The following is a 24,837-nucleotide window of genomic DNA, read 5'->3' as shown; positions in this document are numbered from 1 at the left end:
TGTTCCTTTAGTTTTGCAATTCTTTATGGGTAAATTCTTGTTCGTTGCGGTGTGCGCCCTGCGCCAGTTGTTCCAGAATGGTTTTCAGGAACGGGCTTTTCAGGGTGTAGTAGCGTTTAGCGATCGCGGCGCTCAGCAGATAACAGATGGCCGGGACGATAGTGAACAGAGCGATGATGATGCTGATCGTGGCACTGTTTTGCGTTTTCGCCGCCGCGTCGTAACCGCCGCCTGCCAGCATCCAGCCAATCAGCGCCCCGCCGAGGGCAAGACCCAGTTTCAGCACGAACAACGTGCCGGCAAAACTGATCCCCGTCAGGCGTTTGCCGTTACACCATTCGCCGTAGTCGACGGTGTCAGACATCATCACCCACTGGATAGGCGTGACTAACTGGTGCAATACGCCAATCACAAAGATAAAGACGAACATAGCGATCGTGGCGTGCATCGGTACGAAGAACATCGCCACGCTGATTACTGCGAGTAAAGCGTTGGTCCACCAGAAAACGCTCACTTTGCATTTCCAGTCGGTCAACGGTTTTGCCAGCGCCGAGCCAATCAGGTTGCCGACGCAATAGGTGGTGAGGAAGGCGACAAACACGCCCGGTTTGCCCAATATCCAGGTGACGTAATACATCATCGCCCCGCCGCGCACGCATACCGCCAGAATATTCAGGATGGTGAGCAGGCCGACTATGCGCCACTGGTCGTTGTGCCAGATATCACGCAGGTCTTCACGCATGGAGGTATGGGTGGCAGGCGCTTCAACGCGCTCTTTGGTGGTAAAGAAGCAGAACGCCAGCATCAGGAACGCCACCACCGAGAGCGCCGCGATACCCCCCTGGAAGCCCAGCGCCTTATTCTCGCCGCCAATCAGTTTCACCAGAGGCATCATCAGTACGGTAGAAAGCATTCCGCCCGCCGTTGCCAGCACAAAGCGCCAGGATTGCAGGGAGATACGCTGCGTTGGGTCATTGGTTATTACACCCCCCAACGCGCAGTAAGGGATGTTGACCACAGTGTACAGAAGGGTGAGCAACGTGTAGGTGATGGCGGCATAAATCATTTTGCCGTTCAGACTGAGATCCGGCGTGCTATAAGCCAGCACACAAACGATACCAAACGGCAACGCGCCAAACAGCACCCAGGGTCGGAATTTGCCCCAGCGAGAGCGGGTACGGTCGGCCAGCAGGCCCATGCAAGGGTCGGAGATGGCATCAAGCGCACGCGCCAGTAAAAACATGGTGCCAACAAAACCAGCGGGAATGCCGAAAATATCGGTATAGAAGAACATCATATATAACATGACGTTATCAAAGATGATGTGGCTCGCGGCATCGCCCATACCATAGCCAATCTTCTCCTTAACGGAGAGAATCTCACTTTTCATTACGCATCCTTAACGCTTACAACGCTCACTGATACCGGTTACAGTTTTTGTAAACCTTCCCTGCGAGCGTGAATATTCCGTTATTTGGTTATCAAATTACGATTCTTGTTTTCTGTGATCAGGGTAGCGCCAAAAAGTGTGATGAAATGTAACTAATGGATTTTATGGGGGTTTATATGAAACCGATCATGGCAGAAGGAAAGGGAAGTTAAAAAAGCACGGGAGGGGATGTGGAAACGTCAGGAAGTAGCTATAATGCGCGCGCCTCCATGTAGCAATCGAGGCGCGGAAGATCGTCGTCTCCGGTGAGGCGGCTGGACTTCAAATCCAGTTGGGGCCGCCAGCGGTCCCGGGCAGGTTCGACTCCTGTGATCTTCCGCCAGTTTGCCTCTTCTGAACTCTCCTGACGTCAACAAAACCCTTTATAATTCCTTATATATCAAGCATTCCTTGTATTCTGAGGTCAACCGGAGTCTATTGGTATCAATATGCCTTTGGGGGCACAATTGGGCATACCAACTATTGGAGGTAAAATGACATGCCACCAAAAGAAAAAATCATTAATAATCAAATAATAATATCACTTTGAAACCGTAGTAAACCTTACAAATTTTCTATCGGCAGGGGCTCTTTTTGCTGGTGAATCCAACGGGGTCAACGTGCTGGCGGAGGAAGTACCGAATAGAGGGGAAGGAGAAAAGCCCCACATCTGGAACATGGCCGGATGTGGCTATTAACGAAGCCATCAAGCCAGGGTGTGTCCCGTAACTATTTTTGTACAATCTGACGCATGATTTGATTACAAAGCGTCACTGAATTTGGCTCGTTACGATTTCCCTGAAGAAGCGTGGGCGCTCATTTCCTTTATGTTGCCACCTGAAAGGGGCTCTTCCAGAGGTGGACGTCCTTACTTTTCTCATCGACATGTTATGAATGGCATATTTTGGGTGCTTTGTTCAGGCGCTCCATGGCGGGATTTACCTGCGCGCCTCAGCGACACGTTCAGAGAAAACGGCAAGAAACTACCAGTGCATGTTAAAACCGGGAGCCATCAAATTGTTTTTGAGGCGATTGTTAGGTTAAGGACACACCCTAATACCCCATTTGTTTTTGCTATCCTCAAACAACGATTTATTGCACCAATATCATGCCAATGAAGTCAATCTGCTGGCTCACAATTCAATAACCTCTGAGCACGATAAATTGAAATATACTCTAAAGGCGGTATATTATTTAACTTCTATATACTTCTTTCTATTTTACTCATGATATTCCAACTCACGCTTATCAGGCTGATTGAACCATTGACGTCAATAACCATATGATATTATTTTTGGTTTGTAGCAATCCGGTTATTGACATAGCCATTATTTGTTATAAGCCAACCTATTGTGGTGCCTACATGCATATACATATCAATCGTGACAAAGAATTTTCCCCATAGCGACCTGGAATTTATATACAATAAAGAGGTCATTCATACCGAACGACCATCTTTTTGAAAAAGATCTAACACCGGGCTCTATCGAATATGTTTCCTGCCCCGGTAGTAGATCTACAGGTAAAGATATTATGGATAGTTGATGGTAAATCTACCCGTAGCTTTAAATTCACCTGCATTGATAACATTACTGCCATCCTGTTTTAAGGTAGCCCGAAAATTCATTGTTTGGGTACTATTTCCAATATCGCTGTTGGTATAATCAGGTGTATTGGTAAATTTATAAACTGAAGTACTGTCTCTGGGCTTGAGCAATGTCCAGTCGCTGGTGCTGAGTGGGTTCTTCTCCCCCTCAATCATTACCCCAATCCCACTGGCAGCACTACTCGTCAATGTATTACTTAGTAAAGTTTTATCTTTTGTACCAATATTGGTAGAATCCAGCGTCACATTCAGATTTTTAACATACTTACAGTTACTGAGTTCAATAGAAAATGTTTTCTGCATCGTTGTGCTTCCATTAACAATATCTTCAGCAGAAACACGTCCAAACGGCACGGTAGCATTACTAACGCCCTCACCGGTAACGGCACTGGCTGTGCAGGTTGGATAATTGATATTCAGTGTACCACTATTGAACACGTAGCTCACAGAATGCTGCGCAGCATCTGAGGTGTACGGTGTATTAAATTTAAGATCATATATACTACTTTTCAGAAAAGTGATGGGAAGGGATGTTGCACCATTAGGATTAAATTTATCATCAATATAAATATGATATTTAATCCATAAAACAATGCCACCATAGGCATAATACTTCCAGTTGGTAGCCCTATCGCACATTCCATTTTTTGTACGCTGATCGGCCCCCATTATAGTATGCATATTAAAGGATTTAGCTGCACTATCACCGCTGGCCCAGTTGACCCAAAATTGCTCACTGTAATATTGCCCACCAAAGTTAATACTAGTAAATTCAAGAGCAAAATAGAGCCCGGTAATATTTGTCTTCCAGAGCTTATTGCCATTATAAGTTAATCCAGAATCGATATACCCATGATGCAAATCAGCCTGACCTTCGTTACCATCCTTATTACAACTCAGGCCGGTATGAGGATCAAGATCTCTTGCAGCATCCGTCACAGCAATTTCCCGTAAACCGTTTCCTTCATGCATTGCCAGAGGTTTTACAAAAGTTGTCGGGTTGAAATCTACAGTGATATCGCTGATGCTGCTTGAAATATTACTACTATTTACGTTGCCATAATCTCCAACAAAAACAGACCATCCATAGGAGGCTTGTGAAAATAAAGAAAGAGTCGACAACAACAGACATAACATGCGAAATTTAATCGTCATTATTTTATCATCCTTGTTTTTATTTACTGGTAAGATATATTCACCAGCACTCTGGCAGTTACCAGCCCTGATGACACATCTTCCATGCTGACAATTTTTTGCATCCGGGCGTAGAATGTCCACTGTGAATTACTGTAATTGCTATCCGGCAAGCTATAGATAGCTTTTGACATCCCATTGACATCCAGCACATTAAAACGTGTAGCGTTGCTCTGAGCGGAAAAAATCACCACGCCAACATTTTTCGCACCATCTTTATTTTGCGCTAACTCATTAGCAAATACCTGTAAGTTATCCGCAGGCAAGGCTCCCTGTTGCGGGGAAAAGGTAAATAACACCTGAGAAATCTTATCATCGCTGACCGGACAATCAACCAGACGCAGTGTAAAGTTTTGCCCCCCGGCATAATCAGTTTCAGCTGTAATCTCATTCGAGAAATAGTCCAGCTTAACGGTGGGCAGTCGCACCACACCGTTATCATTGACTTCCAACCGACAGGTATTATTAATCACCGTTGCAGTCACATCGACGTTATGGTCGGCGTATCCCGGTCGCGATAAAAAGGCCGTTGCCAGCCCTGAACAAAATAGAAAATAACACTGTCTGCGCGTCAGCATGGCTATTCCAGAGCCTTAGTTATAAGAGATAATAAAGGTGGTTTCACCAAGAAATGACCCCGCCTGAATATCAGCCAGGGATTTACCCGACGGCATGGCTAACCTGGCGCTCATATCATAATCAACCGTAGTAGAACCTGTTGCTGCTGAGACATTAATCTCCTGTGTGGTGGTGTCCGGCGTGTAGCAGTGGAACTGCGTTCCCTGACCTGCCGAGCTACCCGTCCATAGCTCCAGGGCCGTAGCCGTAGCGCCACCACTTGCAGCGGCTGTACTATTGGCAAAACCAGCCTGGTTTGAGTTGCCCCCTGCACAGCCATTGGCCCGCTTAACAATTTTCAGATTAGCCTTGCCGTTTGGCAAACCAGAACAGTCAGAAAAACGTATTTTAAAAGCTTTGCCTGCATTACTTTGATAGTTCACTACCTGTGAAACTGGCACGTTACCCAGTGCGATAGTGTTGGTTTGAGTGGTACCGTCGTAGATAGCCGCAGTACAGGTACCTACTTCGATAGTACTTTTTACTTTGAGATCAAGGGTTGAGGTTCCGGCCCAAGCTGGAGAAGCAACTCCTGTGCTTAATAAACTACCAAAAACCATCCCGGCGAGTAATTTCCTGTTCATTATCATCATCCTTGTTAGTTATAGGTGAAGTTGAAGGTGGCGGTAGACTCAAACTCACCGGTAGACGTTGTACCACTGCTGTTAACGATGCGCAGGGCAACGGTCAAGGGTAAACCTGCTGACCTTTCATCAGAACTCCATGTGATAGTCGTGGCGTTATCCGGAGTAATAAAGTTACTACCGCTATCGCTCTGGCGTTTAAAACCCATGCCGATATTAGTTGCCGCAGTACTGTTTGACAGACTGTTGTTAATCAGGTTGCCAGTGCGTCCTGCGGAACTGGTGATTTTTGTGCTAATGGCAGAAATCCCAGGGCTGCAATTATCAGTCTTCAGCGTAAAATTAGACTGCGCCGCAGGGTCTTCGCTAATGATTTTATCCAAAGAAACATTAGGTATAGTCAATGTATACTGACTATTACGCGTATTTTCCTTAACAGCCGGGCTGACGGCAGTATCAATAATAAAATTACAGGTGGTCTCAATCACCGTTGCGGTAAAATCAACATTAATTTCGGTAGGGGCCGCTGCCCCCTGGCTGGCTAGTGGTAATATCAGCCCCAATAATGGTGCGGTAAGTACAGATTTATTCCGTTTCATGATCTATTCCATCTTAGTTACGGTTGGAGATACGGCAGATGACATTACTCAACACCAATGTCTGACTCCCCGGTAGAGTGGCTGGCTGAGCCGGGAATTGATAGGCTGCGCGACAGGACTGCGGCCGACCCTCTTCATACCAACGAACGATGAGTTCACCAGCATCGTTAATACCACGCACAAATGCCTGACCATCCTGGCCCATATTGCCAATTGGCGCATCACCTTCATAAACCTCAGCAGCAAACGGCAATGTCTTATTATCGCTGCGGCTCATATTTATGATGGCTGAACGCCCCTGGTCGGTTTCGAAGTTGGCGAAGAGAATCGCGCCATCGCGCGGTACGGCAATGGTACTGGTACTTTTCAGTTCCACGTCACCATCCATGTCCTCAATATCCAGTGAAATGGTATTTTCACGGTATGGTGACAGCGAAGAGGTTACACCGTAGCCCCAACGGTCTACGCTACTGCCGCTACTGTTAATACGTGCACCTTTGGCCCCTGGCGCTTTCACCAGCACTATGGTGTCGCTGGAGCTAAAACTGTCATTACTGAAGGTCAGACCACCGCTATGCAGCACAAAACCACCATCTGTACTCAGTGAATATTGTCGACTCTTATCAGTATCAAATGAGCTGGATGCAGACCAACTGCCCCATTGTGAATCATAGCTGGCATAACCGCCTACTGAGGCAAGATCGCTACCGGTCTTATTCATCGTATAACCGGTGTTAACACTGTAATTCAGCAAATTATCTTCGCTATTACCGCTTGAGTTCATATTCACCATATGGGTGCCGTTAAAATCAGTATTAATATTGGCGTTAAGGCTGGTAAAACCTGAACGGCGGTAAGTACCACCAAAAAGATTACTCAATGGAATGCTAAAGTTAATATACATCGCATCGTCTTTATCACCATATTCGTTCCATGTACGCTGAACGGTAATACCCGCACTCCCCCAACTGAACCCTTTGCTATAGCCGACGTTGTACTCACTGCGACTATGCTCACCCGCCCAATAATCACTCCAGGATCCGGAAAGATAGAATGAACCGTAATCCTCTTTCTCAAATTGCAACGGCTGGCTGATACTGACGGTAAACTGATTTTTGAGTCGCTCGTAAGTATTCATTTTCGTACTCACCACGCCATGTGCCGCATCATCAATCAGGCGTTGTGCATCGCTCAGCCCAAGATATTTTCGGGTAGAATAGCGATAAGCAGCAACGTTGATCGAGGTCTCTGTCGGCTCCAGCAGTTTGTTCCACGTCAGGCGGTAACTCTGTCCGGCATAAGACTCATCATCGGTGATTTCCGCCTGCGATTGGGTGACATCCACTGCAATGGCGCCAAATGGTGTGTTAATCCCCACACCTAATAACCCAGCTGAGTAATCATTATCGGTGACTTGCAGGCCTGCATAACCAGTCACATAGTTGTTGATACCGTAGTAAAACGATCCCTGAATCAAATTAGGTTCATGACGCAGGCTGTCGTCTTTCATCTGTCCAATGCTAAAATCCCAGCGGGCGACGCCAGGTCGCTGCATCTGCATCACTGAAGAAAACGGCTGGCTAAAGGTTCGCCTGGAGCCGTCAGCCTCTTCAATAGTAACGATCAAATCGCTACCGAAACCGGATGGGCTAAGATCGTCAATGATAAAGGCTCCTGGCGGTACGGTAGTTTCATAGATTTTATAACCCCCCTGGGTAATAGTGACCCTGGCGTTGCTGTTAGCAACTCCTCGAATAATAGGCGCATAGCTGGCCTGCGAGGATGGCAACATTCGGCTGTCACTATAGAGGCGAGCACCGCGAATATTAACCGAGTCAAAGGTTTCGCCCGTCGTATAGGCCTCACCCATAATGAGCTGAGATCGCAATGCGGTAATATCACGCTGAACGTAGCGGTTCTGAAAATCGAGGTTACTACCACCATTTTTGGCCCAGTTATAGTTACCGGTGGCACGAAAGCGCCAACCCACAAGGTTAACACCGCTGTTAAATGCACCATAAAAGGTGTCATTATTTCCATTGTCATATTCACTGTGATAGGCATTGAGTGAATAAGATAAAGTGGCGGCATTAATCCCATTGTCCCACAATGAAGGGTCGACATAACCTTGATAGCTACGATTCTGCCAGGCTTGCGGTACAGTAATGTATAAACGTTGATCGCTGCTATCGTAGCTAATATTCGAATTGTCTATTAGCGTTGTCAGATTCAGGCAATCGCTATTTTCATCCTCTTTCTTTAGCAAAATATCGCTATTTTTTATCATCTCAGGCTGATTAATATGCAACTGCGCAAGATTTTTTTTGCTGATACAGGCTTCAGCATCATTTTTTCCGACATCAATAAACGGAATTTCCAGATTAGTTGTAATTTTATCATTAACAAAAACGCTGACATTGTATACCCCCGGCGGTGTAGGGTTACCGTCGGCATAGCGGCTAATATCAATAGACGACTTACCATCACCCATTAGAAAAGTTTCATCAAACTCAATGCTTTCCGCAGCATAGCCCCTATTAACAGCACACAATGCCAGGCAGATAGCAATGGTGGTGCGCGATAAGGGATGAGGGCAATTGATAAAGGTGTACAACGTTATAATCCTTCTTATTTTTATTGTAGAGAGGCTGTAGCGTTGATAATTCCGCCAAAATCATTGATAAAACTGTAGTTAATTTTGCCACTGCTGATCGTAGTCGCGGTTTTGAGAGTAAAACTGGTCTCAGTTAGCGGAGCAGCCATTTGACCGTCGACGATATATTTTTTACCAGTCGACTCCAGTTCAATACTATTAAACGAGACAAAATAGGGCGTTGGATTATTAACGGTCACAACGGACTTGCCCTGTTCATGCTTCATTCTCCAGGTTAACTTTGCCGGAGCCTCACCCGCCAGATCGCCCAATCCTTGAGGGCGGTAAAACAGTTTAATGCGCGTGCGAAACGCTAACTGCAGCGTGTTCTGCGCAGCTGAATTCTCATTTTTATTAGCTTTTGGCGGCACTTCCAGTACGTTGAACCAGAATACACTTTCCCGGTCACTGGGAAGAGTTTGACTACCGGTATACATAATTTTTATCGTCTGGCCTTTTTTGGGATCGATACGAGAAACCGGCGGAGTGGCGTTAAATGGTACCTTAATTGCACCAGGTTCCGTATTATCATTACCGGTATCCAACCAAGTTTGTACCAGCAATGGCCGCGAGCCTTTATTCTCCAGGCGCACGTTAACATCTTTTTGTGCGCCGCGATAAACGATACGCGTACCTGAAATAACAATATCAGCCCAGGCGACATTACTTAGTAACGTGCCGGTAAGCGTGATGACCGTAAATGCAGTTCTCAGATGACATAACATAAGCATTCCTTGCGTGCTTAAATATCGCCATTAATCCATCGCGGTATGGGCAGGATATTTTATTGATAATAAGCGTACCGAAAAATATCGGCACGCATGCTCGCATGACAATTCGCTAAATAATCTTCACGGGTAGGTGTAGATTAATTATAAACGATAGAGTAAATAGAGTTAGTGGTGACCGCGCCGGAGGTCACTGCATCGCTGGTGACACCAGGAGCCATAACGTAGGAAGCGCGCAGATTATAGGTACCGGCGCGGGTAGTATCGTCCAGTGCCAGTTCGTGTTTGTCAGAGTGGTTAACCATATTCACCAGAGTCAGACCGCCGGCAGCTTCAACTTCGTGTACTGCGATACTTACGCCATTGGCCATTTTAATGCCTGAGCCCAGGGTAATATTGGTATTGTTAGCCAGAGTACCGTCGCTGTTGGCGAAGTCTGCAGAACTCATATACAGAGCTACGTTTTTCAGATCAGCATCAGCGCCAGTGCAGTCCACGGTGATAGAGAAATCTTTAGGATTCAAACCAGTGGTGTTTTGTGCAACGGTTGCGGCAGCTTTCATATCTGCCAGAGTGACGGTTTTCAGTGTAACAGTACCGTCAGAACCGATACTGGTTTTACCGCCGTCAACAACTTTAGCGATACAGGTCGCTGGATCGACCTGGCCATTGAACGTGATCTGGCCAGCCGCTACTGGAACGTCGGCAGCCATTGCAGAACCCGCGCCCATCGCCATAACCATAACTGCTAACGATAATGTTTTTTTCATTATTACATACATCCTTAATGTGAATAAAAATTGTCATCTATGATTAAATGAGGGCGCAGTATGAGCGAGGGAAATATAATATGTAAAATAAAACACATGTATTATCATTTAGAAACAATTCACGTTAACTATAAATAAGGATATCCGTATAAAATATATTGAAAATAAATATATATATGATTAAATATTATACTTTTAGGTATAAAATTAGTTCATTCAAATCATGTAGCTGATTACAAGAATAATTTTTTTATATTTTCTTAAAAGTAAAATTAAAAAAACTAAATGGATTTATTTATTTCATAAAACAATATTAAAAAAGAAATAAATGTCAATGACTGCATTATGGTGTATTACCAAGAACGCTATTGTTGTGTCCGCTCATTCATTGAGCGCTGATGGCAAAAATCGCCGGGAGCATGTTTTACCAGCTCGCGTAATAACGTGCAGATATGCTTAAAAGGCCAGTGACGGGTTCGTCCGGCAGGTAATGATTTCAGTCCTGCAACACCCGACTGCGTGAACCAGTTAATCCAGCGTCCGACGGAGGAACGGGCACAGCAGAGCGTTCTGGCAACATCGCTGACGCGGTCGCCCTGATGCAACATCAGCATGGCCGTCAGCCTGCGGATGCGTTTTATGGATTACTTACTGCATCAGGCGTCGTTCGTCACGGGGAATGGGTGCTATGATCGGCATCGCTTAGTCCGGTTGGTGATTTGTTTTGATTTGGCGATTGATCAGATTGCACCATCCGGACCGGGTTCCCTCAAAGGGGTTTACTATTCCGCGTAGCTATTTAGAAAAAATTTTTGATGCAAACATAGGAAACAGAATGGCTGCGCTCAATAATCTGTTCTACCGCTTTAATTTTAAACGCTTCGGGATAACATTTACCGCTCATGGGCTCCGCTCTTTAAGTCACCTTAAATGACTCTGCGGCGTCTGTTAAACCTGTGGTGATTCACTCCTCCGTTTTATCCGGACGAAATTATCCTGATAATGTGCTGTAGCGGCTGAATGACTTAATATCACATCAACTTAAACACTGAATAGTTTCTCAGTTACCTGATTTTTCATTGTTATCTATTAGATACTGCAAGCATTTCATCTTTATACCCTTGTTCTCCCATACGTCCTGTTTATTCTTAACCCCCCATTATTATATTTCAGTAGTAAAATATCCGTATACATTCTTATACCAGGTACTCATATTACTGGCAGTTAGTTTAACTTTTTTGTACGTATCCCACATAATCGTGCCATTCACATTTAGAGATCACGTCGTCGATCTGCTGACGAAGGAATCTCTATGCATAAAGCCCGTCTCACTGAGCATCAGAACATCGCCGTAATTAAGTTGGTCGAAGCTGGACGAGCGGTTAAAGATATCTGCCAGGAGGCGGATATTTCTGAAGTGACTGACGACATCTATGGACATTGGGTTTGACCACATCCTGTTTCTCACTAATGTGCTCCGGGAAAGAGTTTTCATCAAATGAGCAATTGAAAAAAGAAGCCAGAAGCTGAAGTTGTTTCGACCGATAAGTCTGTCGGTTGCTCAGACTGTCACGATCAGAATTAAGTCAGATCAACTTATTGGCAAGGTATAGCTCCCGGCATTAAGTTACAAAATTTTCTCATGGCATTAGCATTACACCCCTTAAAGTTTACATGCGTCTCTATAAAATAGTCTTAAATTTGTATATAAGAAGTTGATGAGAGCACAAATTTCACCATTAAGTCATTGAATAACAATGCAATAAAAGAAAAAATCTTAAATTAGGTTTTAATAATAAGAATTCATTACAGGTTGACAGGAATTACTTTTATATTTCATCACATCACCCCGATAGTGACGAAGGCAGCAGACAGATGGTATTGAGAACCGTTATTTATCACCCTCATGATTTAGCAAATAGTGCTGTTTTAAGATTTTTTATGATATTGGAGATACTGTATAAAAATCTCAATGAGTGAAATACGAATCCGAAATGATGTATTACGACTGTCGGATCTGTCATGGTTCCTTAAAGCTGTATTTTAGGTCTTTCCAGGAGTTTATGACACTGACAATAATTCGCGACTTTTGACAGCCGTAGCACGGTATATTATCTGGATTGACACATTTATTTACCAATGAAATATTAATAGAAACATCGACGGGAGTCGTTCAGGATGATGAGAAAGCCTTCACAAATTGTCCATTGCATTAGTTGCGATTTATCCTGTCAATTATTCCCTGACAGCGCAGTACGGGTGCAATACTGTCATAATGCGGCATTTTCCATCTGGCCAGATGGTAATGCTTTCCTGAAAAAAGGGTTTATTGAAAAGTTATTGCTTGATAGACACAACCATTTATCCAGCGGTTTTATCTTTGTTGATTTTTCTTTCCCGAATCTTCGACGATTTACCGATTTACAATGGGCTGACAGTCTGGCAAACAGTGGTATGCATATTGTCCTGATTTCTGACAAAAGTTTAACTCCGCTGGCCAATTACTGGATTTTGAAAAGCAATAAAATACAAGGAATTATTTATTCCGATGACGATGATATTGTGCAACAGCAAAAGATGCACCGCTTGTTTACCGGTCGGCTTGCCAACAGTAAACGTGGACGAACGCTTAACTATACGGAATTTATATTACTGAAGCGTTTTGTATCAGGAATAAGTATTCAGCAGATTGTAAATATTGACAATATTGATATTAAGAAACTTTATGTGCATAAGCTGCGGCTTGAAAATAAGCTAGGGCATAGCATTCATAAAATAATATCAAATATTTTATAGATCCGTTTCCATTTTTATTATTTCCATATTATTGCGATGTGGAAGACGCTTTACGCCATAATGCAGGAGGCAGAATGCCAACTCCCCAAAATTACTCATTCATCGCCATAGCGGTATCAGCAGCATTAGCCTCTATGGTATTTCCCTCCCAGGCGGCCTGGGTCGACGTTGATAGTCTGCCATCCAGTGGGCTAGTCAGCCAGTTGCCGCCGGAATTACAGGCTATTATTCCCGCTCAGGCCAGTACCGGTTTCACCAAAGTCGGTACCATGCCCAACTACGTTTATCAGTGGAACACCGGTACCATCCCGGTTTATGGCAATGGCCTCACGCTTAATGGACCGGGCGCGGAGGCGTTTGAACACACTGTCACGGTTATTCAGAACAGCGGGACGGGAAGTCCGGGCGTGATTTTTGGCAACGACCTGACCATTCGGACGCAGTCGGCGAATGCCGCGAATAATGGTAGAGACGTCGATGGCATCCGTACTCACGGCGCGAATACTCCGGATAACCCGGTATTTATTATTACCGGTGACCGTACCCGCATCTACGTGGATGGTCAGGATGGTGACGGTATTAACGCCGGATATAACTCACTGGGCCAGGGTTGGACCGGATCGGCCAATATTTACGTCGGCGACGATCTGTATATCAAAACAACAGGTAGCCAGGGACGTGGAATTACAGCTAACGCCATGCGGGATGCGTCACGTGCCAAAAATACGATTGTCGTCGGCAATCGTGCACATATTGTTACTACCGGCGACAGTTCGGAGGGGCTGCGTACCGGACAAAGTGGTTCGTTGATTCGTCTGGGTGACGATGCAACCATCGAAACCTCCGGCGCATCCTCAACGGGGATTTACGCAGCATCCTCCTCCAGAACCGAGCTTGGCAACAACGCTACTATTACGGTGAACGGTGCCAGCGCACACGCGGTATATGCAACTAACGCTACCGTTAATTTGGGAGAGAATGCCACTATTAGCGTTAACAGCGCCAGTAAGGCTGCATCCTATAGTAAAGCCCCTGCCGGTTTATACGCCCTCTCCCGAGGCGCCATTAATCTGGCAGGCGGTGCGGCTATTACTATGGCGGGCGATAACAGTAGCGAAAGTTACGCCATCAGCACGGAAACTGGCGGCATTGTTGACGGTTCTTCAGGAGGTCGTTTCGTCATCGACGGTGATATTCGTGCTGCTGGCGCCACCGCTGCCAGCGGTACGCTACCGCAGCAGAACAGTACGATTAAGCTCAATATGACGGACAACTCGCGATGGGACGGGGCGTCGTACATCACCAGCGCTACGGCGGGCACAGGCGTTATCTCTGTACAAATGAGCGATGCGACCTGGAATATGACCAGCAGCTCAACGCTCACTGACCTGACGCTGAATAGTGGCGCAACCATTAACTTCAGCCATGAAGATGGCGAGCCATGGCAAACGCTCACCATCAATGAAGATTATGTAGGCAACGGCGGTAAGCTGGTCTTTAATACTGTGCTCAACGATGATGATTCCGAAACGGACAGGCTGCAGGTTCTCGGCAATACTTCAGGCAACACATTTGTTGCAGTAAATAATATTGGAGGAGCCGGGGCGCAAACCATTGAAGGTATTGAAATTGTTAACGTTGCTGGCAATTCCAACGGTACTTTCGAAAAAGCAAGCCGTATTGTTGCCGGAGCCTATGACTACAACGTGGTGCAGAAAGGTAAAAACTGGTATCTGACCAGCTACATTGAGCCGGACGAACCGATTATTCCTGATCCAGTAGACCCAGTTATCCCTGACCCTGTCATTCCCGATCCGGTAGACCCTGATCCTGTAGACCCGGTTATCCCTGACCCTGTTATTCCCGATCCGGTGGACCCTGATCCTGTAGACCCTGAGCCAGTAGACCCGATCATCCCTGATCCGGTCATTCCTGACATAGGGCAATCTGACACACCGCCGATAACAGAACATCAGTTCCGTCCGGAAGTGGGCAGCTATCTTGCCAACAACTATGCGGCAAATACGCTGTTCATGACGCGTCTCCATGACCGTCTGGGTGAAACCCAGTACACCGACATGCTGACGGGTGAGAAGAAGGTCACCAGCCTGTGGATGCGTAACGTCGGCGCCCATACTCGCTTCAACGATGGCAGCGGGCAGCTAAAAACCCGCATCAACAGCTATGTGTTACAACTGGGAGGCGATCTGGCACAGTGGAGCACTGACGGTCTTGACCGTTGGCATATTGGTGCAATGGCAGGTTATGCCAACAGCCAGAACCGCACGCAGTCGTCCGTGAGTGACTATCATTCCCGTGGTCAAGTCACCGGTTACAGCGTCGGCCTTTACGGCACCTGGTATGCTAACAATATCGATCGGTCTGGGGCTTATGTGGATACCTGGATGCTGTACAACTGGTTTGATAACAAGGTCATGGGTCAGGATCAGGCCGCTGAGGAATATAAATCCAAAGGAATTACCGCCTCGGTTGAAGCCGGTTACAGCTTCAGGTTAGGTGAAAGCGTGCATCAAAGCTACTGGTTGCAGCCCAAAGCGCAGGTGGTATGGATGGGCGTGCAGGCTAACGACCATCGCGAAGCCAATGGTACCCTCGTCAAGGATGATACCGCCGGTAATCTGCTAACCCGCATGGGCGTAAAAGCCTATATTAACGGCCACAATGCTATTGATGACAATAAATCTCGAGAGTTCCAGCCGTTCGTGGAGGCGAACTGGATCCATAATACGCAGCCTGCCAGCGTGAAGATGGACGATGTCAGCAGCGATATGCGTGGTACGAAAAATATTGGTGAAGTGAAAGTGGGTATTGAAGGACAAATTACCCCGCGCCTGAACGTATGGGGTAACGTGGCGCAACAGGTAGGTGACCAGGGCTATAGTAATACCCAAGGCCTACTGGGGGTTAAATACAGTTTTTGATTCAGGTAACAACAGAGCCGCTGATCTTCAGCGGCTTTTACCCGGAAGCGCTTTCATTTGGCTGATATGTTTCATGAACGGCTTCCAAAACCGCTTAATGTGTACAGAAAAATATCGGGCGTTTCCCGATGGTGAACATAAAGCCACGATGGCCCTGAGTCAGGATGGTGTAACTGATACTTTTCCCTGGATAGACATAAAAATCGGGTAAAACCGTCTCGATAACCGCATCGGACAGTGTTTCGTCACGCGTGACTTTGTTGATATCCGTCGATATAAAATGGGTGCTGTCTTTATTTTCACTCCATACATAGGAAACATCACGGCGGATCACGCCGCTCATTTTATTATCGACGTAATACGTTCCGCTGATGGAAACCACCCCAGTGCGTTTTTTCAGCGAATACATAAAATCCAGCGTCAGGTTAGCCTGAGTGTTGTTATAAAACACAATCACAGGCGCCGTACATTTCTCTGGATCCCGGTTCTTTTCCGTATATAAATGAACAAGATGCCCAAGCCCTACTCCCAGAAACAGTAGCATCAGGCAGGCTAACATCAGTGCCTTTTTACCCATGTGTCACCCCGCGGAAAAAAAGCGTCACGCAGCCTGTATCACCGCGCGTTTTATAAGGTTGCTGACAAATCAATGCCGTAACCGCTGGGGTGCGACTGCTGGAAGGGAAATAGACCCATGGGTATTTCTGACAATCCATACCGGTTTTTAGAATCATTGACTTATAGCTTGCAAAGCGGCTACCGCTTTCGATATCTTCATTCCGCGAGAAAAAATGACAACCCTGGGTTGTTTCAACCAGCGTGTAGCGATCATAAAAATCCTTATCAGGAACGGTTTGCCAGCTTATAGTGCCAAGCAAAATACCGACAGCAAATGTCCCGGTCATCCAAAGTACAGGAACATAATGTTTAAACCAACGCCCTGACATACGTGGCGGCGTCTCACCCTTTTTTTCTATTGTCTGAGCGAAGTCTTTGCGGATGGTCATGAGGCTCACACCAGGCTCAATCTGAAAGCCTCTACGCGGAACCGTGATTATCAGCGTATCTTCATTTTCGCCAACGGTACGTAATCCGCGGCGAATAATGGAGATATTCTGATAAAGCGTATTTGCCGACACCACCATGCCGTCTTCTTCCCACACTTTTTGAAAGAATGTTTGTTGTGAGACGACGGAGGGGGCGTTTTCCAGCAGAAGGCGCAAGCAGCGGCTGGCGGGCGTTGTCAGAATAATGTTGAGATCTGGCCTCGATAATGACGCCAGGCGATTCATTTCTGGATTAAATTCAATATTATCGTTAATTATCCATAACATCGCATTGTTACCATGCCAAAACATAACGTAGTTGGAGAGGGTTAATAGACACCACTGAGTATAGTCTGATGCTGTGGCTGCGTAGCAGGACATGGATTGTCCCCTGCACATACCGATCATATAGAAGAGCGAGAGGCATAAGACATTAACAGGTAAGCGTAGACACCGCTTTTCTCATTATAGCAGACTCAGGGGTGAAAGTACGTTTGGTTTTCTTGTTCGTTAAGTCTCCTGTTTTGTATTGAGGTGAGAATATCACCTTTAATCAAGTGGCCAAATTTACTGTGCCACTACGCTTTAATATCTCATAGATAAATCATGAGAAAATATATCCTGACAATCTATATCATATGAAAGAGAGGGTTTTATTGAACGTGTTCTCTATAATGACTTGTAATATCCAAAAAAGCAGCACTCGTTATGTAGAGATAGTTTTCAATTTATTAAGAGTTACAGTAGCCATACTTAATATCAGCATGCTTCCCACTTAATATTTAAGCTATGCTTTATGTTATTTAAATATAAATAAGTTAACTCTTAATTGAAGTATTTCAAACTTATACTAAATAATTTTAAAACTATCCATCAGAAACAATTTGTGGGGACATAGTTTGTTTTTTCAATCAATAATCCTCTCTGACATGTAAAATAGAAACATTTATTCATAATATGAATATTGTTGTGATAACAGATTCGCGTGAAAGTAAATCGACTGAAGGTGATGCCGATGAATATTCCTTCAGAAAGAACTCACCAGGGTAATCCAGGATCGGCAACGGATTACTGTCATCAGCTTAAAAACGGAAATCGCCCCGGCGATTAATGACTTTAACACTGATAGTGATTATCAGTGAAAGGCAACAACAAGGAATGAATTATGTCTACACCCGCGAATTTTAACGGTCAACGCCCTGCCATTGATGCTAACGACGCAGTAATGCTGCTGATTGACCACCAAAGTGGCCTGTTTCAGACCGTCGGCGACATGCCGATGCCGGAATTACGCGCGCGCGCCGCGGCGCTGGCTAAGATCGCTACCTTATGCAATATGCCGGTCATTACTACCGCATCCGTACCACAGGGACCGAATGGCCCGCTGATTCCGGAAATCCATGCGAATGCGCCCCACGCACAATATGTCGCGCGTAAAGGGGAAATTAATGCCTGGGATAATGCCGATTTTGTACAAGCGGTAAAAGCGACAGGCCGTAAAACGCTGATCATCGCCGGTACTATTACCAGTGTCTGCATGGCTTTTCCAGCCATCAGCGCCGTCGCGGAAGGGTACAAGGTATTTGCGGTAATTGATGCCTCCGGTACGTACAGTAAAATGGCGCAGGAAATTACGATGGCCCGCGTGGTGCAGGCGGGCGTAGTACCAATGGATACCGCGGCGGTAGCCTCTGAGCTGCAACGTACCTGGAATCGGGAAGATGCCGCAGAATGGGCGGATGTATATACCAAAATATTCCCGGCCTATCAGCTACTGATTGAAAGTTATACCAAAGCGCAGGAAGTAGTAAAAAATAATGAACTGCTGGATTCTCAACGCGCATAAATAACGCCCTGAAGAGACTAAATAGCCCCATTTAATGGGGCTATTTTACTTGCCATTTTGGACCTGGGCAGTGCTCGCCAAAACGCGTTAGCGTTTTGAACGCCGCTTGCGGCGGCCCGAAGGGCGAGCGTAGCGAGTCAAACCTCACGTACTACGTGGATAGGCTCTTAATCAAATACGCCATTAATAATCGCCGTGACCACCGCAGTACTGAGCGCGATCAGCACCAGATTATCCCCAACGATTTTCCACTCATAGCCCGGATAATAAGGTAATTGTCCCAGCATAGACGCCGGCACCGTTTTTTTAGCGATTCCCGGCGGCAGCGGTTTTCCTCTCGCCAGATTTTTCGCAATCCCCGGAGGTAAAGACTGATAACCCGTCAGCCCTAAATTCACTGCCAGTTGCCTGGCGACAGCATAGCTAATGTCCGACTCGACGTGATCCGGTTTACCGCCATTTTTACGGTGTTCCGTTTTTTGCCCGGCATTTCCTTTATGTCCGTTACCGTTATTACCCTGATTAGCCGCGTTATTACCATGTCCGCCGCCATTGCCATTTCCCGGATTCGCCAGCACAGGCGTAGCGCTCAGGGAAAACGTAATCAACGTCGCCAGGACGGCGGTTAAACCACGACGATTATTCATGATATTGCCCTTCTGATGTGGGATACCATGAAAATAGCGCCCCGCCATAAAAAGAACAACTACATCGATTCTTATTTTAAGCGGGGCTCGCCAACATCAGCTTATCGTATCCAGATAGTCAGTAAAATCAGGATGATTGCTATCAGGACAACCTGATAAAAAATTTTGTCCAACCCTCTTTTTTGCATGGCGTCACCTCGTTAGAAAACGATTTGCCAGAGGGCTAAACACAACACCAACAGGCTAATCAGTAAAAATATCAGCGCGATGATTTTATCGGGTGAGCGATTCATCTGGGCGATCCTCAAACATCATTAAAACCACTGGCCAAAGCGTTTGATATAAAAGCGCTTCATGCCTTGCGCCACCAGACAGTAGCTCAATAGTGTCGCCACCAACCACGGGAAGTAGCTCAGTGGCAGCGGCTCCAGTCCAACCATCGCGCCCAGAGGTGAGAATGGAATATAAATGCCTATCGCCATAATCAAGCCGGTCGTCAATAATACCGGCAACGTCGCCCGACTTTGGATAAACGGTATTTTCTGCGTCCTTAGCATATGCACGACCAGTGTCTGCGAGAGCAGACCCTCAATAAACCAGCCGGACTGAAAGAGCGCCTGCGCCTCTACGTTATTAGCTGCAAAGACGTACCACATCAGCGCAAAGGTTGTGATATCGAAAATAGAAGACGTTGGGCCAATCCATAGCATAAAACGGCCAATATTTTTCGCGTCCCATTTCCGCGGCTTACGCAGGAACTCTTTATCCATTTTGTCCCACGGCAACGACAACTGCGAAATGTCGTACATCAAATTCTGGATCAACAGATGAATCGCCAGCATCGGCAGAAACGGAATAAACGCGCTGGCTACCAGTACCGAAAAAACATTGCCGAAATTAGAGCTGGCGGTCATATTCAGATATTTAATGATATTGCCAAAGGTTTCCCGCCCTTTGATAACGCCTTCCTCAAGCACCATGAGATCTTTTTCCAGCAGAATAATATCTGATGACTCTTTAGCAATATCGGCGGCGCTATCGACGGAAATTCCCACATCCGCATCACGAAGCGCGGGCGCGTCGTTGATCCCATCTCCAAGAAAACCAACGGTATGACCATTTTTCTGTAGCGCTTGCAAAATACGCGTTTTTTGTAACGGCGTCAGCCGGGCGAATACTGCGCGTTTCTCCACTTCAGACGCCAGTTCGGCATCCGACATCGCCTCAACCTGGGTTCCGGTCAGGATATCGTGCGTATCAATACCCACTTCCAGACAGATACGCGCCGTCACGACCGGATTATCGCCGGTGAGGACTTTGACCGCCACGCCGTTATCCCGCAACGCGGCAATAGCTTTTCCGGCGCTCTCTTTCGGCGGATCGAGAAAAGTGAGCATCCCTTCGATGGTAAGTTCGGTCTCATCCTCCACACTTAATGTCGGATTGTTCCCGGAACCATCCAGCTTACGTGTCGCTATCAGCAATACACGGAATCCCTGAGCATTGTAATCTTCGGTTTTCGCCAGCAGCAGCTCGCGGCGTGTTTCCGTCAGCGCCACCACACGATCGCCTTCGCGAAGATGGGTGGCTACCATCATCATCTCTTCAACGGCGCCTTTACAGATCAGACATCTGTCTCCATGCTGCGCATCCTCCACCAGGACCGATACCCGGCGACGTACAAAGTCGAATGGCAGTTCATCGCGTTTAATGAAGCGCGCTTTTGTCGATGGTGCGATTCGCCCCTCGCCAAAACGCAGTATGGCGCGATCCATCACATTCCGGGCGCCGCTCTGGCTGCTACTATTCAGCCAGGCCAGCATCAATACCCGGCTGCTTTTTACACCGCTCACATCCAGATGATGCTCCAGAAAAATATTGTCCTGGGTTAAGGTGCCGGTTTTATCTGTACACAGCACATCCATCGCGCCGAAGTTTTGAATAGCGTTCAGGCGTTTGACGATCACTTTGCGCCGCGACATCGCAATCGCGCCTTTTGCCAGGTTGGAACTGACAATCATGGGCAACATTTCCGGCGTCAACCCCACCGCAACTGCCAGCGCGAACAGCGAAGCCTCTACCCAGTCTCCCTTACTGAAACCATTGATCAGCAGGACAACCGGCACCATGATCAGCATAAAGCGTATCAACAGCCAGCTCACGCTGTTGACTCCGCGATCGAAAGCCGTCTGGGTACGCGTACCCACAATGGATTTCGCCAGCGAGCCGAACCAGGTACGGCTTCCCGTCGCGACCACGACCGCTTGCGCTCTGCCGCTGGTTACATTGGTTCCCATCAGACAGATATTGCCCAAATCTAACAGGCTTTTATCTTTGTCAGGCAATTGCTCGCTGTCTTTACCTGCCACATCAGCCATAACATCGTATTTTTCTACGGGTAATGATTCACCACTAAGAATTGACTGACTGATAAAGAGATCGCGCGACGCCAGCAGTCGGACGTCGGCGGGCACCAGATCGCCTGCGGCCAGAAAAACCACATCGCCCGGCACCAGTTCTTCAATGGGAATCTCTTCCTGCACCGCGCCTATATTGCCCGGCCCACGACGCAACACCGTGGCGGTGGTGCGAACCATCTTTTTCAGCGCCTGTGCTGCTCTGTTAGTGCGAAACTCCTGCCAGAAACGCAATAACCCGCTCAAACTGACCATCGTCAGAATAATCAGCACGCCGGTGAGATCGGTCTCTTCGCCACGGCGTAACGGGAGCCAGTAATCCGTGATGAAACTGACCCCTGCCAGTGCCATCAGAACGTAAATAAACGGGTTATTGAATGCCTGCAGAAGCTGAACCAGCACCGGAGGAACTTGCTCATGCGCCACTTCATTGCGCCCATACACTTTCAACCGTTCGCTGGCCTCTTCTATCGTGAGGCCCTGACGATGGCTGTTCAGCCGTGCCAGTGTCTGCTCCGGGCTATGAAAAGCTTCCGCTTCGATCGGAAATACTTTTTTATGCTGCTTATCATTTTCTGACGCCGGGCGATTGAGTTTCCGGTTTTCAATGTTCATGTCAGTCATGATGAATCCCCAAAATTAAGGTGTAGTGTTTCCTGCATATCACGCCCAGGGAATAGTAAACTCACGATTTGAAGGTGAATGCCCCGGGAGAATTATCTATGCATAAAAAAGAGTTATTGCTTACTCACTATTTTGAGTGGGTTTTATTTTATCGACTCGGGAATATCCATCATTCCCTCCTTATACGCCTGGCGTAATGTTGCAATTGAATAAAAAACTATTATTGACTATCAATGCTCCAGTGAATTGCGGTGATATTATCGTTATCACCTATTCTGGATATAATCAGTTCTCGCGTTTTACGATAATCAGCATGACCCACGAGCTCGGCACGAATTTCTTTATAGCCCTGTTCCTGAGCGGGGACCGAACCTAACCCTTGTAAACAGATCGCGGCCTCTTTTACGATATTCAGTAACCACTGACGAACCGCGCTCTCATCTTCTTTATTACAGGTTACTTTCAGGATATAACGTTTTTCTGCCTCGGCGGATACCGGGAGTTGATTTATACGCTGCGCCGCTTCACGCAATAAAATATTGGCACAAAGAATAATGATCGTCGCCGCCAGCGCATTTTTGAACTGCCCTAAGCCGCATAACACGCCGATGCCCGCCGAACACCATAGCGTTGCCGCAGTGTTCAGTCCGCGCACATTCATCCCTTCGCGCATGATGACGCCCGCCCCCAGAAAGCCAATACCAGAGACAATCTGCGCCGCAATTCTCCCGGGACTGTCTGGCGATGTCGTCATGGAGCTCAGAATAAAAACGGCGGCGCCTGTCGCCACCAGCGCATTAGTGCGTAATCCCGCCATACGTTGACGCCATTGTCTTTCCGCGCCAATCAGCGCGCCCAACAGCATAGCGGCCAGTAAATTCAAAATATAAGGAAACATTAACATACGTTCCTCCATTTTTTCTGGAAGAATAAGTACGTGCTATATTTAGCACACGACAAATTTCTGCCCTGAGGCAATTAGCGTCGTGTTAACGGCGGAGGAAATAAAGCGTGTTTAAACATGAACATGACGATTACCTCGCGACAATGCGCGTGTTGTAACATTATTGGGATGACAATCGTCACAAGGGGAGATTGCTGCCCGCCGGTTCGGCAAGCAGCGCAGGAATAGCGTGCGTTAACTTGCCAGATGATTTACGTAAAAGTGACTGTCCAACATATTACTCCTGCATGAATTTGCGCTTATTATAGTCAGTCAATATGTTCTGTAAAGTGCAAAGGCGGGGATAGTGACGATTTGTTTAAGTTTTTTTGATATTTTCCTATGACAAAAAAATGACAATATTATGTCAATAACAGGCTCGTCTGAAATCATTAAACAATAAATTCCTGCTTAATGCCGGCGATAGCTCTGTTATGATGCCTGCACGTAAAAAAATAAAACAACATGACGAGGAAAAAATGGGTTCCACCAGAAAAGGGATGCTAAACGTCCTGATTGCCGCCGTATTGTGGGGGAGTTCAGGCGTTTGCGCGCAGTACATCATGGAGCAAAGCCGTATGTCGTCACAGTTCCTGACGATGATACGTTTGTTATTCGCCGGGCTGATACTGGTGACCTTCTCCTTTATGCACGGCGATAAGATATTTTCGATTCTTAAAAACCGCAAAGATGCACTGAGTCTGCTGATTTTCTCCGTGGTGGGCGCGCTCACCGTTCAGCTAACCTTCCTGCTCACGATTGAAAAATCCAATGCCGCCACCGCGACAGTGCTGCAATTTTTATCGCCGACCATTATTGTGGCGTGGTTTGCATTAGCGCGAAGAACACGACCAGGCATTCTGGTCTTAACGGCCATTCTTACATCGCTTATCGGCACCTTTTTACTGGTGACTCACGGCAATCCAACATCGCTGTCGATCTCTTCAGGCGCGCTGTTCTGGGGTATCGCCTCCGCATTTGCCGCCGCCTTTTATACGACCTGGCCTTCCAGGCTAATCGCCCAATACAGCACGCTACCAGTGGTCGGCTGGAGTATGTCCTTTGGCGGCCTTATTCTGCTGCCCTTCTACGCTAAAGAAGGAACGCACTTTGCGGTGAGCGGCAGCCTGATTCTGGCCTTTTTCTACCTGGTGGTGATCGGTACGTCGCTGACGTTCAGCCTGTATTTGAAAGGCGCGCAACTGATTGGTGGCCCCAAAGCCAGCATTTTAAGCTGCGCGGAACCGTTAAGCAGCGCCCTGCTGTCGCTACTGCTGTTGGGGATTAGTTTTACCTTGCCGGACTGGCTGGGCACGCTGCTCATTCTCTCGTCAGTGATTCTGATCTCCCTCGATTCCCGTCGACGCGCGCGGGCCGCTTAACGCCGTTGATAAT

The 24,837-nt window shown here is 46.8% G+C and carries 20 protein-coding genes, 1 tRNA gene and 4 pseudogenes; 8 read left to right on the top strand and 17 right to left on the bottom strand.

The window, feature by feature from the left end:
- Nucleotides 1–7: 7 nt before the first annotated feature.
- Complete coding sequence (locus tag EOS98_RS00475) at nucleotides 8–1,390, bottom strand: glycoside-pentoside-hexuronide family transporter (protein WP_000834259.1); 1,383 nt, start codon at nucleotides 1,388–1,390, stop codon at nucleotides 8–10.
- Between the two features lie 287 nt (nucleotides 1,391–1,677).
- On the opposite strand from EOS98_RS00475, the gene EOS98_RS00470 reads away from it, so the two are divergent.
- The 3 genes and pseudogenes from EOS98_RS00470 to EOS98_RS00465 form a co-directional block, all read left to right on the top strand.
- Nucleotides 1,678–1,772, top strand: a tRNA-Sec gene (locus tag EOS98_RS00470).
- A 257-nt stretch (nucleotides 1,773–2,029) separates the two neighbouring features.
- Nucleotides 2,030–2,158: an Arm DNA-binding domain-containing protein gene (locus EOS98_RS25065; protein ID WP_322958642.1), complete on the top strand. Its 129-nt coding sequence runs from the start codon at nucleotides 2,030–2,032 to the stop codon at nucleotides 2,156–2,158.
- A gap of 50 nt (nucleotides 2,159–2,208) precedes the next feature.
- A pseudogene (locus EOS98_RS00465) lies at nucleotides 2,209–2,379 on the top strand (transposase); the annotation flags it as partial.
- A gap of 104 nt (nucleotides 2,380–2,483) precedes the next feature.
- On the opposite strand, the pseudogene EOS98_RS24745 reads toward EOS98_RS00465, so the two are convergent.
- From EOS98_RS24745 to EOS98_RS00425, 9 genes and pseudogenes are all read right to left on the bottom strand, one after another.
- Nucleotides 2,484–2,618 (bottom strand): annotated as a pseudogene (locus EOS98_RS24745) (hypothetical protein); the annotation flags it as partial.
- A gap of 342 nt (nucleotides 2,619–2,960) precedes the next feature.
- A complete protein-coding gene (locus EOS98_RS00460) occupies nucleotides 2,961–4,190 on the bottom strand; it encodes a fimbrial-like adhesin (RefSeq protein WP_039590873.1) in 1,230 nt (409 codons plus the stop codon).
- A 23-nt stretch (nucleotides 4,191–4,213) separates the two neighbouring features.
- Nucleotides 4,214–4,807 (bottom strand): fimbrial-like protein, encoded by a 594-nt coding sequence (locus tag EOS98_RS00455; RefSeq protein WP_023200969.1) that lies wholly within the window; start codon nucleotides 4,805–4,807, stop codon nucleotides 4,214–4,216.
- A 15-nt stretch (nucleotides 4,808–4,822) separates the two neighbouring features.
- On the bottom strand, nucleotides 4,823–5,431 hold the full coding sequence (locus EOS98_RS00450) for a fimbrial protein (protein WP_001080417.1): 609 nt from the start codon (nucleotides 5,429–5,431) through the stop codon (nucleotides 4,823–4,825).
- 14 nt (nucleotides 5,432–5,445) lie between these two features.
- Entirely contained in the window at nucleotides 5,446–6,030 is a 585-nt protein-coding gene (locus EOS98_RS00445) for a fimbrial protein (protein WP_126523740.1), read from the bottom strand.
- Between the two features lie 13 nt (nucleotides 6,031–6,043).
- Nucleotides 6,044–8,644, bottom strand: coding sequence for an outer membrane usher protein (locus EOS98_RS00440; protein WP_126523739.1), 2,601 nt, complete (start codon nucleotides 8,642–8,644; stop codon nucleotides 6,044–6,046).
- Between the two features lie 20 nt (nucleotides 8,645–8,664).
- The gene (locus tag EOS98_RS00435; RefSeq protein WP_000882257.1) at nucleotides 8,665–9,408 is read right to left on the bottom strand and encodes a fimbrial chaperone; all 744 of its coding nucleotides are present in this window, start codon (nucleotides 9,406–9,408) and stop codon (nucleotides 8,665–8,667) included.
- 143 nt (nucleotides 9,409–9,551) lie between these two features.
- Nucleotides 9,552–10,181, bottom strand: a complete 630-nt coding sequence (locus tag EOS98_RS00430) for a fimbrial protein (protein WP_023200971.1) — start codon at nucleotides 10,179–10,181, stop codon at nucleotides 9,552–9,554.
- A gap of 389 nt (nucleotides 10,182–10,570) precedes the next feature.
- A pseudogene (locus EOS98_RS00425) lies at nucleotides 10,571–10,826 on the bottom strand (helix-turn-helix domain-containing protein); the annotation flags it as partial.
- A gap of 667 nt (nucleotides 10,827–11,493) precedes the next feature.
- Between EOS98_RS00425 and EOS98_RS24575 the strand changes: the two are divergent.
- From EOS98_RS24575 to misL, 3 genes and pseudogenes are all read left to right on the top strand, one after another.
- Nucleotides 11,494–11,625, top strand: a pseudogene (locus EOS98_RS24575) (transposase); the annotation flags it as partial.
- 734 nt (nucleotides 11,626–12,359) lie between these two features.
- Complete coding sequence (locus tag EOS98_RS00420) at nucleotides 12,360–12,977, top strand: helix-turn-helix transcriptional regulator (protein WP_000984809.1); 618 nt, start codon at nucleotides 12,360–12,362, stop codon at nucleotides 12,975–12,977.
- 74 nt (nucleotides 12,978–13,051) lie between these two features.
- The gene (gene misL / locus EOS98_RS00415) at nucleotides 13,052–15,919 is read left to right on the top strand and encodes an intestinal colonization autotransporter adhesin MisL (protein WP_126523738.1); all 2,868 of its coding nucleotides are present in this window, start codon (nucleotides 13,052–13,054) and stop codon (nucleotides 15,917–15,919) included.
- 94 nt (nucleotides 15,920–16,013) lie between these two features.
- Here the strand turns inward: misL and EOS98_RS00410 are convergent, their stop codons facing one another.
- Nucleotides 16,014–16,478: a hypothetical protein gene (locus EOS98_RS00410; RefSeq protein ID WP_023231590.1), complete on the bottom strand. Its 465-nt coding sequence runs from the start codon at nucleotides 16,476–16,478 to the stop codon at nucleotides 16,014–16,016.
- Between the two features lie 10 nt (nucleotides 16,479–16,488).
- Nucleotides 16,489–17,346, bottom strand: coding sequence for a winged helix-turn-helix domain-containing protein (locus tag EOS98_RS00405; RefSeq protein WP_001278065.1), 858 nt, complete (start codon nucleotides 17,344–17,346; stop codon nucleotides 16,489–16,491).
- Nucleotides 17,347–18,130: 784 nt separating this feature from the next.
- Here EOS98_RS00405 and EOS98_RS00395 point away from each other — a divergent pair.
- On the top strand, nucleotides 18,131–18,811 hold the full coding sequence (locus tag EOS98_RS00395; RefSeq protein WP_000106461.1) for an isochorismatase family protein: 681 nt from the start codon (nucleotides 18,131–18,133) through the stop codon (nucleotides 18,809–18,811).
- Nucleotides 18,812–18,978: 167 nt separating this feature from the next.
- Here the strand turns inward: EOS98_RS00395 and cigR are convergent, their stop codons facing one another.
- From cigR to EOS98_RS00375, 5 genes are all read right to left on the bottom strand, one after another.
- Entirely contained in the window at nucleotides 18,979–19,458 is a 480-nt protein-coding gene (gene cigR / locus EOS98_RS00390; protein ID WP_001065324.1) for an anti-virulence regulatory inner membrane protein CigR, read from the bottom strand.
- A 101-nt stretch (nucleotides 19,459–19,559) separates the two neighbouring features.
- Entirely contained in the window at nucleotides 19,560–19,646 is an 87-nt protein-coding gene (gene mgtU / locus EOS98_RS25000; protein WP_252515021.1) for a magnesium transporter protection protein MgtU, read from the bottom strand.
- A 12-nt stretch (nucleotides 19,647–19,658) separates the two neighbouring features.
- Complete coding sequence (mgtR, locus tag EOS98_RS00385) at nucleotides 19,659–19,751, bottom strand: protein MgtR (protein ID WP_001082117.1); 93 nt, start codon at nucleotides 19,749–19,751, stop codon at nucleotides 19,659–19,661.
- A 21-nt stretch (nucleotides 19,752–19,772) separates the two neighbouring features.
- Nucleotides 19,773–22,499 carry a magnesium-translocating P-type ATPase gene (gene mgtA / locus EOS98_RS00380; protein ID WP_126523737.1) on the bottom strand — a complete coding sequence of 909 codons (2,727 nt, stop codon included), beginning with the start codon at nucleotides 22,497–22,499 and terminating at the stop codon, nucleotides 19,773–19,775.
- 220 nt (nucleotides 22,500–22,719) lie between these two features.
- Complete coding sequence (locus tag EOS98_RS00375; RefSeq protein ID WP_000392697.1) at nucleotides 22,720–23,415, bottom strand: MgtC family protein; 696 nt, start codon at nucleotides 23,413–23,415, stop codon at nucleotides 22,720–22,722.
- Nucleotides 23,416–23,921: 506 nt separating this feature from the next.
- Here EOS98_RS00375 and EOS98_RS00370 point away from each other — a divergent pair.
- On the top strand, nucleotides 23,922–24,824 hold the full coding sequence (locus tag EOS98_RS00370; RefSeq protein WP_126523736.1) for an EamA family transporter: 903 nt from the start codon (nucleotides 23,922–23,924) through the stop codon (nucleotides 24,822–24,824).
- Nucleotides 24,825–24,837: the final 13 nt, after the last annotated feature.

It is taken from the genome of Salmonella sp. SSDFZ69 (assembly GCF_004010755.1).
Classification (GTDB): Bacteria; Pseudomonadota; Gammaproteobacteria; order Enterobacterales; family Enterobacteriaceae; genus Salmonella; species Salmonella enterica.
This window is presented reverse-complemented; position numbering and strand designations above follow the sequence as displayed.